The 15,836-nt window shown below is 71.9% G+C and carries 11 protein-coding genes and 3 pseudogenes; 11 read left to right on the forward strand and 3 right to left on the reverse strand.

Translation table 11 applies throughout. The features are described 5' to 3' along the window. Positions 1 to 121 precede the first annotated feature (121 nt). The gene (gene fbaA, locus ASF38_RS00895; protein WP_055969482.1) at positions 122 to 1,141 is read left to right on the forward strand and encodes a class II fructose-bisphosphate aldolase; all 1,020 of its coding nucleotides are present in this window, start codon (positions 122 to 124) and stop codon (positions 1,139 to 1,141) included. Between the two features lie 505 nt (positions 1,142 to 1,646). Beyond that, positions 1,647 to 2,051 carry a DUF3151 domain-containing protein gene (locus ASF38_RS00900; protein WP_055969480.1) on the forward strand — a complete coding sequence of 135 codons (405 nt, stop codon included), beginning with the start codon at positions 1,647 to 1,649 and terminating at the stop codon, positions 2,049 to 2,051. A 31-nt stretch (positions 2,052 to 2,082) separates the two neighbouring features. On the opposite strand, the gene ASF38_RS00905 is transcribed toward ASF38_RS00900, so the two are convergent. Continuing rightward, complete coding sequence (locus ASF38_RS00905) at positions 2,083 to 2,997, reverse strand: diacylglycerol kinase family protein (protein WP_055969477.1); 915 nt, start codon at positions 2,995 to 2,997, stop codon at positions 2,083 to 2,085. A gap of 212 nt (positions 2,998 to 3,209) precedes the next feature. Between ASF38_RS00905 and ASF38_RS00910 the strand changes: the two genes are divergently transcribed. The 6 genes and pseudogenes from ASF38_RS00910 to ASF38_RS00935 all read left to right on the forward strand — a co-directional run bounded on the left by ASF38_RS00910 (position 3,210) and on the right by ASF38_RS00935 (position 13,125). Next, positions 3,210 to 4,505: an adenylosuccinate synthase gene (locus ASF38_RS00910; RefSeq protein ID WP_056552695.1), complete on the forward strand. Its 1,296-nt coding sequence runs from the start codon at positions 3,210 to 3,212 to the stop codon at positions 4,503 to 4,505. Continuing rightward, positions 4,502 to 5,761 (forward strand): phosphoribosylamine--glycine ligase, encoded by a 1,260-nt coding sequence (purD, locus tag ASF38_RS00915; protein WP_056573079.1) that lies wholly within the window; start codon positions 4,502 to 4,504, stop codon positions 5,759 to 5,761. The genes ASF38_RS00910 and purD overlap by 4 nt, the downstream gene beginning before the upstream one ends. Positions 5,762 to 5,827: 66 nt before the next feature. Continuing rightward, positions 5,828 to 7,258: an adenylosuccinate lyase gene (purB, locus tag ASF38_RS00920; RefSeq protein ID WP_056573082.1), complete on the forward strand. Its 1,431-nt coding sequence runs from the start codon at positions 5,828 to 5,830 to the stop codon at positions 7,256 to 7,258. A gap of 14 nt (positions 7,259 to 7,272) precedes the next feature. Then, entirely contained in the window at positions 7,273 to 10,539 is a 3,267-nt protein-coding gene (locus tag ASF38_RS00925; RefSeq protein ID WP_156366734.1) for a CDP-glycerol glycerophosphotransferase family protein, read from the forward strand. 52 nt (positions 10,540 to 10,591) lie between these two features. Next, positions 10,592 to 11,440 (forward strand): annotated as a pseudogene (locus tag ASF38_RS00930) (phosphoribosylaminoimidazolesuccinocarboxamide synthase); the annotation flags it as partial. Positions 11,441 to 11,556: 116 nt separating this feature from the next. Next, positions 11,557 to 13,125, forward strand: a complete 1,569-nt coding sequence (locus ASF38_RS00935; protein ID WP_056552685.1) for a long-chain fatty acid--CoA ligase — start codon at positions 11,557 to 11,559, stop codon at positions 13,123 to 13,125. A gap of 72 nt (positions 13,126 to 13,197) precedes the next feature. Here ASF38_RS00935 and ASF38_RS00940 read toward each other — a convergent pair whose 3' ends face one another. Next, positions 13,198 to 13,923, reverse strand: coding sequence for a CPBP family intramembrane glutamic endopeptidase (locus tag ASF38_RS00940; RefSeq protein ID WP_055969454.1), 726 nt, complete (start codon positions 13,921 to 13,923; stop codon positions 13,198 to 13,200). Between the two features lie 7 nt (positions 13,924 to 13,930). Then, a complete protein-coding gene (locus ASF38_RS00945) occupies positions 13,931 to 14,788 on the reverse strand; it encodes an NAD(P)-dependent oxidoreductase (RefSeq protein WP_056573089.1) in 858 nt (285 codons plus the stop codon). 74 nt (positions 14,789 to 14,862) lie between these two features. On the opposite strand from ASF38_RS00945, the gene purS reads away from it, so the two are divergent. The 3 genes and pseudogenes from purS to purQ all read left to right on the forward strand — a co-directional run. Continuing rightward, complete coding sequence (gene purS / locus ASF38_RS00950; protein WP_055969451.1) at positions 14,863 to 15,105, forward strand: phosphoribosylformylglycinamidine synthase subunit PurS; 243 nt, start codon at positions 14,863 to 14,865, stop codon at positions 15,103 to 15,105. A gap of 25 nt (positions 15,106 to 15,130) precedes the next feature. Beyond that, positions 15,131 to 15,215 (forward strand): annotated as a pseudogene (locus ASF38_RS18555) (phosphoribosylformylglycinamidine synthase subunit PurQ); the annotation flags it as partial. Positions 15,216 to 15,219: 4 nt separating this feature from the next. Continuing rightward, positions 15,220 to 15,742 (forward strand): annotated as a pseudogene (gene purQ, locus ASF38_RS00955) (phosphoribosylformylglycinamidine synthase subunit PurQ); the annotation flags it as partial. Positions 15,743 to 15,836 lie beyond the last annotated feature (94 nt).

A 15,836-nucleotide genomic window follows, 5' to 3' on the forward strand; every position in this document is an offset into this window, starting at 1 on the left:
GCCGTTCTCGTCGGTGTGGAGCCCGGTGCAGGTGCTCGCCCGGGCTCTCGTGAAGCGCCTGGACCAGTAGGGTTGACGTGACCGCTCGTCCGGTCGACCAGCCGACCTCCAGGAGACCTCCATGCCCGTCGCCACTCCCGAGATCTACGCCGCGATGCTCGACAAGGCCAAGGCCGAGTCGTTCGCGTACCCGGCGATCAACGTCTCGTCGTCGCAGACGCTGAACGCCGCACTCGCGGGATTCGCCGAGGCAGGGTCCGACGGCATCATCCAGGTCTCCACCGGCGGCGCGGAGTACTTCTCCGGCCCCACCGTCAAGGACATGGTGTCCGGCTCGCTGGCGTTCGCCGCCTTCGCGCAGGAGGTGGCCAAGAAGTACCCGGTCAACGTCGCGCTGCACACCGACCACTGCCCGAAGGACAAGCTCGACGGCTTCGTCCGGCCCCTGCTGGCCGCGTCGGCCGAGCGGGTCGCCGGCGGCGGGCTGCCGTACTTCCAGTCGCACATGTGGGACGGCTCGGCCGTGCCGCTCGACGAGAACCTGGTGATCGCGCAGGAGCTGCTCGAGAAGGCTGCCGCCGCCCACATCATCCTCGAGGTCGAGATCGGCGTCGTCGGTGGCGAGGAGGACGGCGTCGAGGCCGAGATCAACGACAAGCTCTACACGACGCCCGAGGACGCCCTGGCCACCGCCGAGGCCCTCGGTCTGGGCGAGAAGGGCCGCTACCTGACGGCCCTCACGTTCGGCAACGTGCACGGCGTCTACAAGCCGGGCAACGTGAAGCTGCGGCCCGAGGTGCTCAAGGCCGCGCAGGATGCGGTCAGCCAGAAGTACGGCAAGGACGCCCCGTTCGACTTCGTCTTCCACGGCGGTTCGGGCTCGCTGCCCGAGGAGATCTCGGCGGCGGTCGACTACGGCGTCGTGAAGATGAACGTCGACACCGACACCCAGTACGCCTTCACCCGCCCGGTGGTCGGCCACATGTTCAGCAACTACGACGGCGTGCTGAAGATCGACGGCGAGGTCGGCAACAAGAAGGCCTACGACCCCCGAGCCTGGGGCAAGGCCGCCGAGGCCGGCATGGCCGCCCGCGTGGTCGAGGCCTGCCAGAACCTGCGGTCGGCCGGCACGTCCCTCTGAGGTCACGGTCTCGGGCGGTTTGACGCCTTCGCGTCGGTTTCCCGCCTCCGGATCGACGTGAAGGCGTCACAACGCGGATCGGGTGCCCGGGGAAGCCGGTCGCGCCCGGTTCGGGGCTGCGCCGGTTGCCGCGGGCATCGAGGTGGGCTCCGAAAGGGCCTCGACCGGGGCGGACCCGGCGTGCCGGCGGGGTTCCCGGGCCGCGGCTCGCGTTTCGGACACTTCCTGGGCGGTTGAAGGGGTCGGAATGCCCCGGAAGTGTCCGAATCCAGCGTTGTGACGCCATTGCGTCGATTGCGGGCCGCGAGATCGACGTCAAGGCGTCAAGACGCGGATCGGGGGCCCGGGGCGCCCGGCCGTGCCCGGCGCTCCTGTCCGTCGAGGCTCTTTCGGAGGCCGCCGCGAGACCCAGCCGCAGCAGCGCAGCATCAACGCCGAAGCCGGGCCCGACCCCACGCTGGACGCGCGAGGCGGCGAGCGGGACCCGGTGCGTAGGGTCGACACCATGACGAACCTGCTGGGCGAGCCGCCCGAGACGTTCCTGCCCGTCGACCCCGGGGCCGCGGAGCTGGCGACCGGCACGTCGCCGCAGGCCGTGGCCTCGACGACCCCGGACTCGGTCCTCGCGTGGGCCCTGCTGGCGCAGGACGCGCTCGACGACGGACGCGACCTGGAGGGCTACGCCTTCGCGCGCACGGCCTACCACCGCTCGCTGGACTCCTTGCGGCGCAACGGCTGGAAGGGTCACGGACCGGTGCCGTGGTCGCACGAGCCCAACCAGGGCTTCCTCCGCTCGCTCGCCGTGCTCGCCACGGGGTCCGAGCGGCTCGGCGACGACGCCGAGGCGCATCGCTGCCGCGAGTTCCTCCACGAGTCGAGCCCGGAGGCGTACGCCGAGCTCGTGCGCTGACCCCTCGGACCCCCGTGGGGGCGGGTGCGTGTCAGTCCGGGAGGTCCGGAGGCGCGCCGGCCGGGGCGCGCAGGCGCAGGCGACCGGGCTCGACCCGCCATGCGTGCCGCGTGCTCGGCGACGCGATCTCGCCGTCCAGGTTCGCCGGCGTCGACTCGCCGGTCACCGTCACCTCGTGCACCTTCAGGTACACGACGTCGTCGCGCATCGGGTGCCGACCGCGCCGCAGTCGCCACGCGTAGGCGAGGCGCTTCCAGCGGGCGTGCGCCCACACCACGGCCACGTCGAGCGACCCGTCGAAGGGGTCGGCCTCCGGCAGGAGCGGCGCGCCGCCCCCCACGTACCGGCCGTTGCCCACCGCCACCTGGATGAGCCGACGCGGTGAGTGCACGGGCTGCCCGTCCACCGTCACCGACGCGCGGATGCCCTTGCCGACGACACCCGTGATGACGGCGCCCATGGCGTAGCCGACGGGCCCGAAGGCCTTCTTCCACGGCTCCGCCTTGATGTTGGCCTCCGCGCCCAGCCCGATGTGCGCGGCGTTCACGACGAGCCGGTCGTCGTCGTCGCGGATCAGGTCGGCGAGCCGGGGCTCGGAGTCGAGGGCCTGACGGGCCGCCTCGACCGGGTCGTCGCTGATGCCCAGCGTGCGCACGAAGTCGTTGCCCGTCCCGAGGGGGACGATCGCGAGCTCGACGTCGTCGAACTGGTCGAGGTCGTCGATCGCGGTGACCACGGCGTGGATGCTGCCGTCCCCTCCGACCGCCACGACCACGCCGCCGCGCGCCGCACGCACCGCGTCCCGCAGGTCGTCGGCGTCCTCGGTGCGGCGCACCTCGAGGGTCACGCGCGCCCGCAACGTCTCGAGCGCCTCCTCGAGGCGCGGGTCGTCGCTGCTGCCCGCCTGGGCGTTCACCACAGCGACCCAGGGTCCCGTGCCGGTCATGGCGCTCCCTCCGCGCTGGCGTCGTCGTCGTACGAAACGCCCCCTCCCGGCGCCCTCGGAGCCTATGCCCCGACGGCACCCGGCGCAGCGTCGACCACCTCGGCATTCGCGGCTGGGACGCTCGTCCCGATACGATGCGGCAGTCAGAGCCCCGCACCGTCGGGGCTTCTCTCGCGTCACAGCGTCACTACGAACCTCGAGGGGTGCATCGCATGCCCGCAGTCGTCATCGTCGGAGCCCAGTGGGGTGACGAGGGCAAGGGCAAGGCCACCGACCTGCTCGGCAGCCGCGTCGACTACGTCGTCAAGTTCAACGGCGGCAACAACGCCGGCCACACCGTCGTCATCGGCGACGAGAAGTACGCCCTCCACCTGCTGCCGAGCGGCATCCTGTCGCCCGGGTGCACGCCGATCATCGGCAACGGCGTCGTGATCGACCTCGACGTCCTGTTCGAGGAGATCGACGCCCTCGAGGCGCGTGGCATCGACACGAGCGCCCTGCGCGTGAGCGCGAACGCCCACCTCATCGCCGACTACAACCGCACCCTCGACAAGGTGACGGAGCGCTTCCTCGGCAGCCGCAAGATCGGCACCACCGGGCGTGGCATCGGCCCCACCTACGCCGACAAGATGAACCGGCTGGGCGTGCGCGTGCAGGACCTCTTCGACGAGAAGATCCTGCGCGCCAAGGTCGAGGGCGCGCTCGAGCTGAAGAACCAGATGCTCACCAAGGTCTACAACCGTCGGGCGGTGAGCGTCGACGAGATCGTCGACCAGCTGCTCGTGCACGCCGAGCGGCTGCGGCCGATGGTCGCCGACACCGCGCTCGTGCTGCACGAGGCGCTGGACCGCGGCGAGACGGTGCTGCTCGAGGCCGGCCAGGCCACGCTCCTCGACGTCGACCACGGCACGTACCCCTTCGTCACCTCGTCGTCGGCCACCACCGGCGGCGCGTGCACCGGCTCGGGCATCGCGCCCACCCGGATCACCCGCGTCATCGGCATCGTCAAGGCGTACGCCACCCGCGTGGGGGAGGGTCCCTTCCCCACCGAGCTCTTCGACGAGGACGGCGAGCGCCTGCGCACCAACGGCGGCGAGTTCGGCACCACGACGGGCCGTCCGCGACGCTGCGGCTGGTACGACGCCCCGGTGGCGCGCTACGCGGCACGCATCAACGGCGTCACCGACTTCGTGCTCACGAAGCTCGACGTGCTCACCGGGTGGGACCGCATCCCCGTGTGCGTCGCCTACGACGTCGACGGCGAGCGGGTGGACGAGATGCCCACGACCCAGACCGGCTTCCACCACGCCAAGCCGATCTACGAGTACTTCGACGGTTGGACCGAGGACATCTCCGGCGCCCGGACCATGGACGACCTGCCCGAGGCGGCGCAGCGGTACGTGCGCGCCGTCGAGGCGATGTCGGGGGCGCGCATCTCCGCCGTCGGCGTCGGCCCGGACCGCGAGGAGACCGTGGTGCTGCACGACCTCCTGGAGGACGAGGCATGAAGACGCTGGTCGTCGGCACGGGCGGGCGCGAGCACGCCCTCGCCCTCGCGCTGTCCCGTGACCCGGGCGTGACCGAGGTGCACGCGGCCCCCGGGAACCCCGGCATCGCCGACGTCGCGAGCCTGCACGACGTCGACCCGCTCGACGGGGCGGCCGTGGCGGCGCTGGCCACCTCGCTGGGTGCCGACCTGGTGGTGGTGGGTCCCGAGGCGCCGCTGGTGGCCGGGGTCGCCGACGCCGTCCGCGACGCCGGCATCGCCTGCTTCGGCCCGTCGCGTGCCGCAGCGCAGCTGGAGGGCTCGAAGGCCTTCGCCAAGCAGGTCATGGCCGCCGCCGAGGTGCCCACCGCCCTGGCGCACGTCTGCGAGACGCCCGAGGAGGTCGTGGCCGCGCTCGACGCGTTCGGCCCGCCCTACGTCGTGAAGGACGACGCCCTCGCCGCCGGCAAGGGCGTGGTCGTCACCGAGGACCGCCAGGCCGCCGTCGCCCACGCGGCGGGGTGCGACCGCGTGGTCATCGAGGAGTTCCTCGACGGTCCGGAGGTCTCGCTCTTCGCCATCACCGACGGGGAGACGGTGCTGCCGCTGCTCCCCGCCCAGGACTTCAAGCGTGCCCTCGAGGGCGACGCCGGCCCGAACACCGGTGGCATGGGCGCCTACACGCCGCTCGACTGGACGCCCGAGGACCTCGTGGCCGAGGTCTCCCGTCGCGTGCTCGTGCCCACGGTCCAGGAGATGTCTCGTCGTGGCACCCCGTTCCAGGGTCTGCTCTACGCGGGACTGGCGCTCACGTCGCGCGGCGTGCGGGTCGTGGAGTTCAACGCGCGCTTCGGCGACCCCGAGACCCAGGCCATCCTCGCGCTGCTGCGCACGCCGCTGTCGTCGCTGCTGCACGGTGCCGCCACCGGGGAGCTCGCCTCCGTCGGCCTGCCGTCCTGGCACGACGGCACCGCCGTCACGGTGGTCATGGCCTCCGCCGGCTACCCCGCCACCTCGAGCTCGGGCGACGTGATCCTGGGCGTCGGGGCGGCCGACGCCATCGACGGTGTCGACGTGATCCACGCGGGCACCGCGCTCGACGAGGACGGTCGGCTGGTCACCGCAGGCGGTCGCGTGCTGTCGGTCACCGGGGTGGGTGAGAACCTCGAGCACGCCCGCGACCGCGCCTACGCCGGGGTCGACGCGATCTCCTTCGAGGGCGCCCAGTTCCGCTCCGACATCGCCCTCGCCGCCCAGCGCGGCGAGATCGAGGTCTGACGGTCGGCCCGGCCTCCTGGTCGGGCTCCGGGACCGTGGTGAGCCGCGGGAGGCCGCGGTGGGAGGATGGCGTCCGTGACGACGCCCAACGTTCTGGCCCACCGCTACGCCTCGCCCGAGATCGCCCGCATCTGGTCGCCCGAGCACAAGATCGTGCTCGAGCGGCAGCTGTGGATCGCGGTGCTGAAGGCACAGCGCGACCTCGGGGTGGAGACGCCCGACGGCGTGATCGAGGCGTACGAGGCCGTGGTCGACCAGGTCGACCTCGCGTCGATCGCCGAGCGTGAGAAGGTCACCCGCCACGACGTGAAGGCCCGCATCGAGGAGTTCGCCGCGCTGGCCGGCAGCGAGCACATCCACAAGGGCATGACGTCGCGCGACCTCACCGAGAACGTCGAGCAGCTCCAGGTGCGTGCGTCGCTGCAGGTGCTGCGCTCGCGCGCGGTGGCGGCCCTGGCCCGCCTGGGGCGGCTCGCGGCCGAGCACGCGGAGCTGGTCATGGCCGGGCGCAGCCACAACGTCGCCGCGCAGGCCACCACGCTCGGCAAGCGCTTCGCCTCCGCGGCCGACGAGCTGCTCACGGGCGTGGGCCGGCTCGACGACCTGCTGGCCCGGTACCCGCTGCGAGGCATCAAGGGTCCGGTCGGCACCGCCCAGGACCAGCTCGACCTCCTCGGTGGGGACCAGCAGGCGCTCGCCGACCTCGAGGGACGGATCGCCGCCCACCTCGGCTTCGACCGCGTGCTTACCAGCGTCGGCCAGGTGTACCCGCGCTCGCTCGACTACGACGTGGTGACCTCGCTGGCCCAGCTCGTGGCGGCCCCCTCCAACCTGGCCACCACGATCCGCCTGATGGCGGGCAACGAGCTGGTCACGGAGGGCTTCAAGCCCGGCCAGGTGGGCTCGAGCGCCATGCCGCACAAGATGAACACCCGCTCCTGCGAGCGCGTCAACGGCCTGGCCGTCATCGTCCGCGGGTACGTCTCGATGGTGGGCGAGCTGGCCGGTGACCAGTGGAACGAGGGCGACGTGTCGTGCTCGGTGGTCCGCCGGGTGGCGCTGCCCGACGCTTTCTACGCCGCCGACGGCCTGTTCGAGACGTTCCTGACGGTGCTCGACGAGTTCGGCGTCTTCCCGGCCGTCGTCCAGCGCGAGCTCGACCGCTACCTGCCGTTCCTCGCGACGACGAAGGTGCTCATGGCGGCGGTGCGGGCCGGTGTCGGCCGCGAGGTCGCCCACGAGGTCATCAAGGAGCACGCCGTGGGCGTCGCCCTCGAGATGCGCGAGAAGGGCGCGGCCCGCAACGAGCTCTTCGACCGCCTGGCCGCCGACGAGCGCCTGGCGCTCACCCAGCCCGACCTCGCGATGCTCGTCGCCGCGCCGCTGGAGTTCACCGGTGCGGCCACGGCCCAGGTGGCCGCCGTCGTCGCGGAGGTCGACGCCGTCGTCTCGGCAGATCCGGAGGCGGCTGCCTACGCGCCTGGCGCGATCCTGTGAGGCAGGCCGCCGCCGTGCGCGCGCAGCTCGGTCGTCTGCGCCGGGCCGTCGCGCGACGTGGTGGCGGCGCGCCTCCCACGGCACCGCGCGTTCCGGTGCGCCAGCGACTCGAGCTCGAGCTCGACGGCACCGTCCTGCGCATCACGGGGCGGCTGCGCGAGACGCACCGGGTCACCGGGCTGGTCGCCCGCTGGGGTCCAGCCGGCGACGAGTCGCAGGTCCGGGTGGCGTGCGTACCCAGCAGTGACTTCGACGTGGAGCTCGACCTCGCGTCGACCGACCTCGTGCCCGCCGACGCACGCTCGGTGGCGCTGTTCCTCGACACGAGGACCGCCGACGACCCGTCGCGCGAGCTGCGCCTCGGGCGAGCGGCGCAGATCGTCCGTCGCGGCACCGACGTCGGGGTCCCGGTCGCAGGCTCGAGGCGCTGGGTCCACCTGACGGCGAAGAGCACCGTGTCCATCGTCCTTGCGGACGTGTCGCCGTCGCAGCACAAGGTCGACTCCTTCTCGCTCACAGTGGCAGAGGGGCACGCCCAGGTGAAGGCGGACCTCGCGAGCTCCGACCAGCCGTTCGCCGCGGTCACGCTGCAGCTGCGCAACCGGCGCACCGGCGCGCAGGTCGCGGTGCCGCTCGACCCGGTCGCGGACACCGAGCGTGAGCGCGCGACCGGCCACTGGGTGGTCGCGGCCACCGGGACGATCCCTGTCGAGCGGTGCCGTGACGTCGTGCAGGACGCCGAGCAGGTCGATGTCGTCCTTGCGGTCGCCCACCCGTCCGAGGCGGAGCCGGTCGACGTCCCCGTCCCGGAGTCGGCGCTGGGCGAGATGGCGCCCGAGCTGGTCGTCGTCGACGGCGCACGGGTCCACGTGCTGTCCACGTACGTGACATTCCGGGTCAAGCGGCTCGCGCTGTCCGTCCAGACGTACGACGCCGACGCCCACGCCCTGCTGACCCGACTGCGTCGCGTCGCCTGGGCGCTCTGGCTGGTCCGTCCATGGGCGCGGGTGTGGCTGGTCGGGGAGACGGGCGGCAGGGCGGACGACAACGGGTACCACTTCTTCGCGTGGGTGCGCGCGCACCACCCGCGACGTCGCGTCTACTTCGTCACCGACGCCGGCTCCGAGGGCCACGCGAGGGTGGCGCCACTCGGCCAGGTCGTGGTGCGGGGCTCTCGGCGGCACGTGTGGCTCGCCCTCGTGGCTTCCCGGTACCTCTACACCCACGGCGTGGGTGAGCTGCTGGCCGGGCGCGCCGACTGGGTGGTCAAGCGCTCCCGCGGACGCCGCGTCTTCCTGCAGCACGGCGTGACGGCGATGAAGAACGTGACGCGGCACTACGGACGACGACCCGCCCAGGGGCTCGCGTCCGACGTCGTGATCGCGTGTTCGCCGTTGGAGCGACGGATCTTCGTCGAGGACTACCTCTACGCGCCTCACCAGGTCGCGGTCACCGGGTTCGCCCGGTTCGACGCGCTGCTGGCCGACCCGCCCGAGCCCGACCGGCTGCTGCTCGTCATGCCGACGTGGCGCGACTGGTTGCGCAGTGCCGACGACCCGACGACGACGGACTACGTGCGCCAGTGGCACGACGTCCTCGACCACCCGCACCTGCGGCGTCAGCTCGAGGAGCGGGGCACGCGGGTCGTGCTCGTCCTCCATCCGAACGCCGCGATCGTCGCTGACCAGCTGGTGGCCGAGGGGGTCGAGGTCCGTGTGGCCGGCACGTTCGACCTGCAGGAGCTCCTGCGCCGTGCCTCCGTCCTGCTGACCGACTACTCCAGCGTGGCGTGGGACGCGGCGTTCCTGCGTCGGCCCGTGGGGTTCTTCCAGTTCGACCAGGCCCGCATGCTCGTCGGAGCACGCGGGCCGCACATCGACCTCGAGACCCAGCTGCCGGGTCCTGTGCTGCGCAGCGCCGACGAGACCGCGTCCTGGGTCGCGGCGGCGCTCGAGAGCGGTGCGGGGATGGCTCCGCAGATGGTCGACCGTGCGGACCGCTTCCTCCAGCACCGCGACACCGGGGCCTGCGGACGCATCTACGACGTGGTCCGACGACGCGCACGCTGGCGTGACCGGGTGTGGCGGTTCCGTGCCGACCACCGCGCCGGCTACGACCGCTTCCGCGCCGGCCCGCACTACGTCCGGCTCGCCCGCGCCGTGTTCGGCCTCGCCGCGAGGCTGCCGCGGCGCGACCTGGTCGTCTTCGAGAGTGACCGCGGTGCCCGCTACGGCGACAGCCCACGGGCGATCTTCGAGCACCTCCAGGCGCGCGGATCGACCGCGGAGCTCGTCTACGTCTCCTACACCCCGGTCCGGCTGGCCGAAGGTCCCGGGCGCAAGGTCGGCCGCTTCACCCTCGAGTACTTCTGGCTGCTCGGCCGCGCGAGGTACTGGGTCACGAACCAGAATCTCCCCGAGCTCGTCGAGACGCCCCGCGGCACGACGTACGTCCAGACGTGGCACGGCACCCCGCTGAAGAAGATGCAGCACGACGTCGAGCGGATGGCCGGGCGCGGCGACGACTACCACGAGAAGGCTGCGCACCTCACCCGTCAGTGGGACGTGCTGGTCTCGCCCAGTCCGTACGCGAGCGCCTGCTTCGAGAGCGCCTTCAGGTTCGAGGGACGGATGCTCGAGACGGGCTACCCCCGCAACGACGCGCTGGTGGGGGCCGACGCGCAGGAGCGTCGGGCGCTCGTCCGGAGGCGCCTGGGTGTCGCAGAGGACCGACTGCTCGTGCTCTACGCCCCCACCTTCCGCGACGACCAGCGCGTCGGTGCCTACTGGCGCCAGGACCTGGAGATCGACCTCGACCGCTGGCGCGAGGAGCTCGGCGCGACGGCGACGCTCGCGGTGCGCTTCCACAACCTCGTCCGGGAGCGGCCGAGCCTGCAGGAGCACGCCGACGTGGCTCTCGACGTCAGCAGGTATCCCGACACCCAGGAGCTTCTGCTGGCGTCCGACGTCCTCGTGACCGACTACAGCTCCGTCATGTTCGACTACAGCATCCTCGCCCGGCCGATGGTGTTCCTCGCGTCCGACCTCGACCACTACCAGCGGGAGCTGAGGGGGTTCTACCTCGATCTCGAGGTCGAGGCGCCGGGCCCGGTGGTCCGCAGCGGTGAGGCCCTGCTGGAGGTCCTGCGTGACGTCCCTGGCCTGAGGACGGCGTGGGCCGAGCGGCTCGCGCAGTTCCGAGCGACCTACGCCCCCTGGGACGACGGCGCTGCCGCGTCCCGCGTCGTCGACCACGTGATGTCGGACGTCCTGGCGGACTGACGTCCCGGGTCCGCTGTCGGACCATCCGGCTCTCAGGACCTAGGCTGTCGCCGTGCCTCTCGACGTCCCCGGTGCCCTGCACCTGCACTCCGGCAAGGTCCGCGACCTCTACGAGCTCGAGTCGGGCCACCTGCTCATGGTGGCGTCGGACCGGATCTCGGCCTACGACTTCGTGCTGAGCCCCGGCATCCCCGACAAGGGCGAGATCCTCACCCGCATGTCGCTGTGGTGGTTCGACCAGCTGGCCGACATCGTGCCGCACCACGTGGTCTCCACCCAGGTGCCCGAGCGGGTGCGTGGTCGCGCGCTCGTCGTCGAGAAGCTCGACATGTACCCGGTCGAGTGCGTGGTCCGTGGCTACCTGACCGGCTCCGGCCTCGCCGACTACCAGGCCACCGGCCAGGTGTGCGGCGTGCCGCTCCCGGACGGCCTGGTCGACGGGTCGCGCCTGCCGGAGCCGATCTTCACCCCCGCCTCGAAGGCCGAGCTGGGCGACCACGACGAGAACATCGACTTCGAGGCGGTCGTCGACCTCGTGGGGTCCGAGGTCGCCGAGCGGCTGCGCGACCTGACGCTCGCCGTGTACGCCCGCGCCGAGCGGGTGGCCCGCACCCGCGGCATCATCCTGGCCGACACCAAGCTCGAGTTCGGGGCCCGGCCCGACGGCACCATCGTGCTCGCCGACGAGGTCCTCACGCCCGACTCCTCGCGCTTCTGGCCGGCCGAGACCTACCAGCCGGGCCGCGCCCAGTCGTCGTTCGACAAGCAGTTCGTGCGGGACTGGCTCACCACCGAGTCGGGCTGGGACCGGGCGAGCGACACGCCGCCCCCGACGCTCCCGTCCGAGGTCGTGGAGCGGACCCGCGAGCGCTACGTGCAGGCGTACGAGCAGCTCACCGGCTCCCGCTTCTGACGGTCGGTCGAGGCGCGTTCCGGGTGGGAGTCGCGTACTCGCGGTATCCGAGCGCTGGGTACTGTGGGTGACGTCGCACACACCCCCTGACCCGAGGAGCCGTCGTGGCCAATCTCGCCGCCCTGCTGGAGACCACCACCGAGAAGTACGCCGACCGGACGGCGATCGTCTTCGGCGACACCCGCCTGAACTACGCGCAGGTGAACGGTGCGGCCAACCAGGTGGCGAACCTGCTCGTGTCGCGGGGCGTCCAGCCGGGCGACAAGGTGGCGCTCTCGTGCCCGAACCTTCCGTACTTCACGATCATCTACTTCGGCATCCTCAAGGCAGGCGCCACGGTCGTTCCGCTGAACGTGCTGCTGCGCGGTCGTGAGGTCGCCTACCACCTCGACGACTCCGACGCGGTGGCCTACTTCGCGTTCGAGGGCACGCCGGACCTGCCGATCGGCGAGGCCGCGTGGGAGGGCTTCCAGGCGGTCGACGGCTGCAAGGACTTCTTCCTCATCAAGCTCGACTCCGCCGCCCCGGAGCCCATGGAGGCGCCCGAGTTCTACGCCCCGCTCGTGGCGCAGCAGCCGCCCACGTTCGAGACGGTCGAGCGCGACGACGACGACACCGCGGTCATCCTCTACACGTCGGGCACCACGGGCCAGCCCAAGGGCGCGGAGCTGCGGCACCGCAACATGCGCGACAACGCGCTGGCCGGCGCCGACCTGTTCGGCGCCGACGAGTCCAACCCCGACACCTACCTGTGCGTCCTGCCGCTGTTCCACTCCTTCGGGCAGACCTGCATCCAGAACGGTGCGGTGGCGTTCGGCGGCACCGTGGTCATGCTGCCGCGCTTCGAGGCGCAGGCGGCGCTCGGGCTCATGCTGAAGGAGCAGGTCACCTACTTCGCGGGTGTCCCCACCATGTACTGGGGCCTGCTGGGCGCGCTCGACGACAGCGTCGACGTGGCGACCATCGCGAAGAACCTGCGGGTCGCCGCAGCCGGCGGCTCGGCGCTCCCTGTCGACATCCACCGCCAGTTCTCCGAGCGCTTCGGGGTGACGATCCTCGAGGGCTACGGCCTGTCGGAGACGTCGCCCGTCGCGTCGTTCGCCCGCTACGGCGAGGAGCCGCGCGTCGGCTCCATCGGCGTGCCGATCCCCGGCGTGGAGATGAAGCTCATCGACGACGAGTGGAACGACGTGCCCGACGACGTCCAGGAGGACGGCAAGTCCGCGGTGGGCGAGATCGCCATCAAGGGCCACAACGTCATGAAGGGCTACTACGACCGTCCCGAGGCCACCGAGGAGGCCATCCACGACGGCTGGTTCCGCTCGGGCGACCTCGCGCGCAAGGACGCCGACGGCTTCTACTACATCGTCGACCGCAGCAAGGACATGATCATCCGCGGTGGCTTCAACGTGTACCCGCGTGAGCTCGAGGAGGTGCTGATCTCGCACCCGGCCGTCTCGCTGGTCGCCGTCATCGGCGTCCCCCACGAGTCGCACGGCGAGGAGATCAAGGCCGTGGTCGTCAAGGAGAAGGACCACGACGACGTCTCCGAGGCCGACCTCGTGGCGTGGGGCAAGGAGCAGTTCGCGGCCTACAAGTACCCGCGCATCGTGGAGTTCCGCGACGAGCTGCCGATGACCGCGACCGGCAAGATCCTCAAGCGCGAGATCTGAGCCCAGCTCGACCGATGATGTGCGACGGCCGGGTCCGGGGAGGCCCGGGCCCGGCCGTCCGCTCGTCCCTCGCTAGCGCAGCCCGAAGATCGGGGGGAGGGCGAGCAGCATGGTGAGCGACCACGTGCAGTGCGTGAGGACCGGCGCGAGGATGCCTCCCGAGGCGCGGCGCTGCAGTCCTACGACCACGCCGAGCAGGATCGCGGCGAACGCGAGCATCACGTTGCCCGTGGCGAGCGTCGCGACGGTGTAGGCCACGGTCGTCCAGACGACCGGGTGCCGGGGGATCGCGGCGTACGCGGCGCCGCGGAAGAACAGCTCCTCCGCCACGCCGTTGACGGCGGTGACGACGACGAGCACCGGCAACGTGCCCTCGGTCGCGAACCCCAGCACCTTCTCGACCTGGTCGGACAGCAGCGGGATGTCCCGCACGACGAGAGCGCCCACGACGAACACGCCCGCGAGCGCCAGACCGAGGGCGATGGGCTGCACGACGGGGCGGACGAGGCCGTCCTCGTCGTCGGGGTCGTCGGTGACGATGTGCCCCAGGTGGAGCCGACCGGACGCGAAGGCGCCGATGGTCCAGACCGCGGCGAGCCCGAACGTGAGCGGGTAGAACCACGGGCTGCCGGGCTCGACGCGCAACGAGATGGCGAGCACGACGGCGCCGAGCACCACGACACCGGCGGTCACCCACTGGCGCCGCCGGAGCGCCGCGGGCGACATGCGGTGGTCGCGGGACACGACCTCCCGCAGGGAGCGGTCGACCCAGCGTCGGCCCGGGTAGCTGCGCGTCACGGCGGGCTCAGCCGCGCGGCTCGAAGCCGGCGACGACCGCGGCCATGTCGTCATCACCGTGCCCGGCGTCGGAGGCGGCGGCGAAGCGGTCCCGCACGGACGCCAGGAGCGACGTGTCCATGACGTCCGCACCGGCGTCGAGCATGAGCGAGAGGTCCTTCACGACGCCGTCGACCGCGAAGGACGGCGTGAGGTCGTCGGCGAGGATCGCACGACCCTTCACATGGGCGTAGGGGGTGTCCACGGCCGTGCCTTCGATCGCCTCGAGGAAGAGGCCGGGGTCGACGCCCTGGACCCGTGCCAGCGTCAGCGCCTGCGCAGCGGCGGCAGTGAGCGAGGCGACCCAGGAGTTGCAGGCCAGCTTGAGGGCACTGGCCTGCCCCGCGGAGTCGCCGACGACGAGCGTGCGCGACCCGATGGCATCGAGCACGGGACGCGCCGCCGCGAGCGCCTCCTCGGGTCCGGAGGTGAGCACGGTCAGTGCACCGTCGGCGGCGGGCTTCTTCGTGCCGAGGACCGGGGCGTCGACGAGCACCCGGTCGTGCCGCTCGGCGAGGTCGTGCAGCCGGCGCGCGCCCTCGGGACCCACGGTCGCGGTCTGCAGCCACACGGCGGAGGGAGCAGACCCCGCCAGGGCCTGCTCCAGCACCTCCTGCACGGATGCCTCGTCGAACAGGGAGACCACGACCACGTCGGCGTCGGCGACCGCCTCGGCAGCGGTCGCGGCCACCTGGGCGCCCTGGTCCCGCAACGGCTCGGACTTCTCCGGGCTCCGGTTCCAGACGGTCGTCACGAGGCCGGCTCGCAGGACCGACGCGGCCATCCCGGCGCCCATGGCACCGAGCCCGATCACACTCACGCGCATGTCCCGACCGTACGTCGGACAGCGCGGTGGTGCCGAGTGAGAGGGTCGGGCCAGGACGCCGATAGGATGCCCACATGGCCCGCATCATCGTCGACGTCATGCCCAAGCCCGAGATCCTCGACCCGCAGGGCAAGGCCGTCCACGGCGCCCTTCCGCGGCTCGGTTTCGAGGGTGTCACCGACGTCCGCCAGGGCAAGCGCTTCGAGCTCGAGGTCGACGCGGCCGACGAGCCCACGCTGGCCGAGGTCGAGAAGATCGCCGGGACGCTGCTGTCCAACCCGGTCATCGAGGACTTCACCGTCCGCGTCGAGGGCTGAGGGCCCCACCCATGAGGAGCACGCCATGAAGATCGGCATCGTCACGTTCCCGGGGTCGCTCGACGACGTCGACGCACGCCGAGCCGTGCGCCTGGCCGGTGGTGAGGCGGNNNNCTCCTACGGCGACTACCTGCGCTGCGGCGCCATCGCCCGGTTCGCCCCGGTGATGACCGAGGTCGTGGCGGCGGCCCAGGGCGGCATGCCCGTCCTCGGCATCTGCAACGGCTTCCAGATCCTCTGCGAGTCGCACCTGCTGCCCGGCGCGCTCATCCGCAACGACCACCGCACCTTCATCTGCCGCGACCAGGTCCTGTCGGTCGAGAACGCCGACACCGCGTGGACCACCGACTACACGGCCGGCCAGCACATCACCATCCCGCTCAAGAACGGTGAGGGTGGCTTCGTGGCCGACCAGGCCACGCTCGACCGGCTCGAGGGGGAGGGCCAGGTCGTCTTCCGCTACGTCGGCACCAACCCGAACGGGTCGTTGCGCGACATCGCGGGCATCACCAACGAGCGCGGCAACGTCGTGGGGCTCATGCCCCACCCCGAGCACGCCGTCGAGGACCTCTGTGGCCCCGGCACCGACGGCCTCGGCTTCTTCACCTCGGCCGTCAAGGCGCTCACCAGCGCATGAGCCTGCCCGTCGGCTGGTCCGTCGTCCTGCTCGTCACGGCAGCCTGGAACCTGTTCATCTGGCCGCAGTTCTGGCGTCGGGTGACCAAGGACGG

This window comes from Aeromicrobium sp. Leaf272 (assembly GCF_001422865.1).
Taxonomy (GTDB): domain Bacteria; phylum Actinomycetota; class Actinomycetes; order Propionibacteriales; family Nocardioidaceae; genus Aeromicrobium.

Excerpts from the sequence above, each read along its gene's own strand:
- purD (WP_056573079.1), top strand. The coding sequence starts at position 4,502 with ATGAAGACGCTGGTCGTCGGCACGGGCGGGCGCGAGCACGCCCTCGCC.
- purS (WP_055969451.1), top strand. The coding sequence starts at position 14,863 with ATGGCCCGCATCATCGTCGACGTCATGCCCAAGCCCGAGATCCTCGAC.
- ASF38_RS00905 (WP_055969477.1), bottom strand. The coding sequence starts at position 2,997 with ATGACCGGCACGGGACCCTGGGTCGCTGTGGTGAACGCCCAGGCGGGC.
- purB (WP_056573082.1), top strand. The coding sequence starts at position 5,828 with ATGGCGTCCGTGACGACGCCCAACGTTCTGGCCCACCGCTACGCCTCG.
- fbaA (WP_055969482.1), top strand. The coding sequence starts at position 122 with ATGCCCGTCGCCACTCCCGAGATCTACGCCGCGATGCTCGACAAGGCC.
- ASF38_RS00910 (WP_056552695.1), top strand. The coding sequence starts at position 3,210 with ATGCCCGCAGTCGTCATCGTCGGAGCCCAGTGGGGTGACGAGGGCAAG.
- ASF38_RS00945 (WP_056573089.1), bottom strand. The coding sequence starts at position 14,788 with ATGCGCGTGAGTGTGATCGGGCTCGGTGCCATGGGCGCCGGGATGGCC.
- ASF38_RS00900 (WP_055969480.1), top strand. The coding sequence starts at position 1,647 with ATGACGAACCTGCTGGGCGAGCCGCCCGAGACGTTCCTGCCCGTCGAC.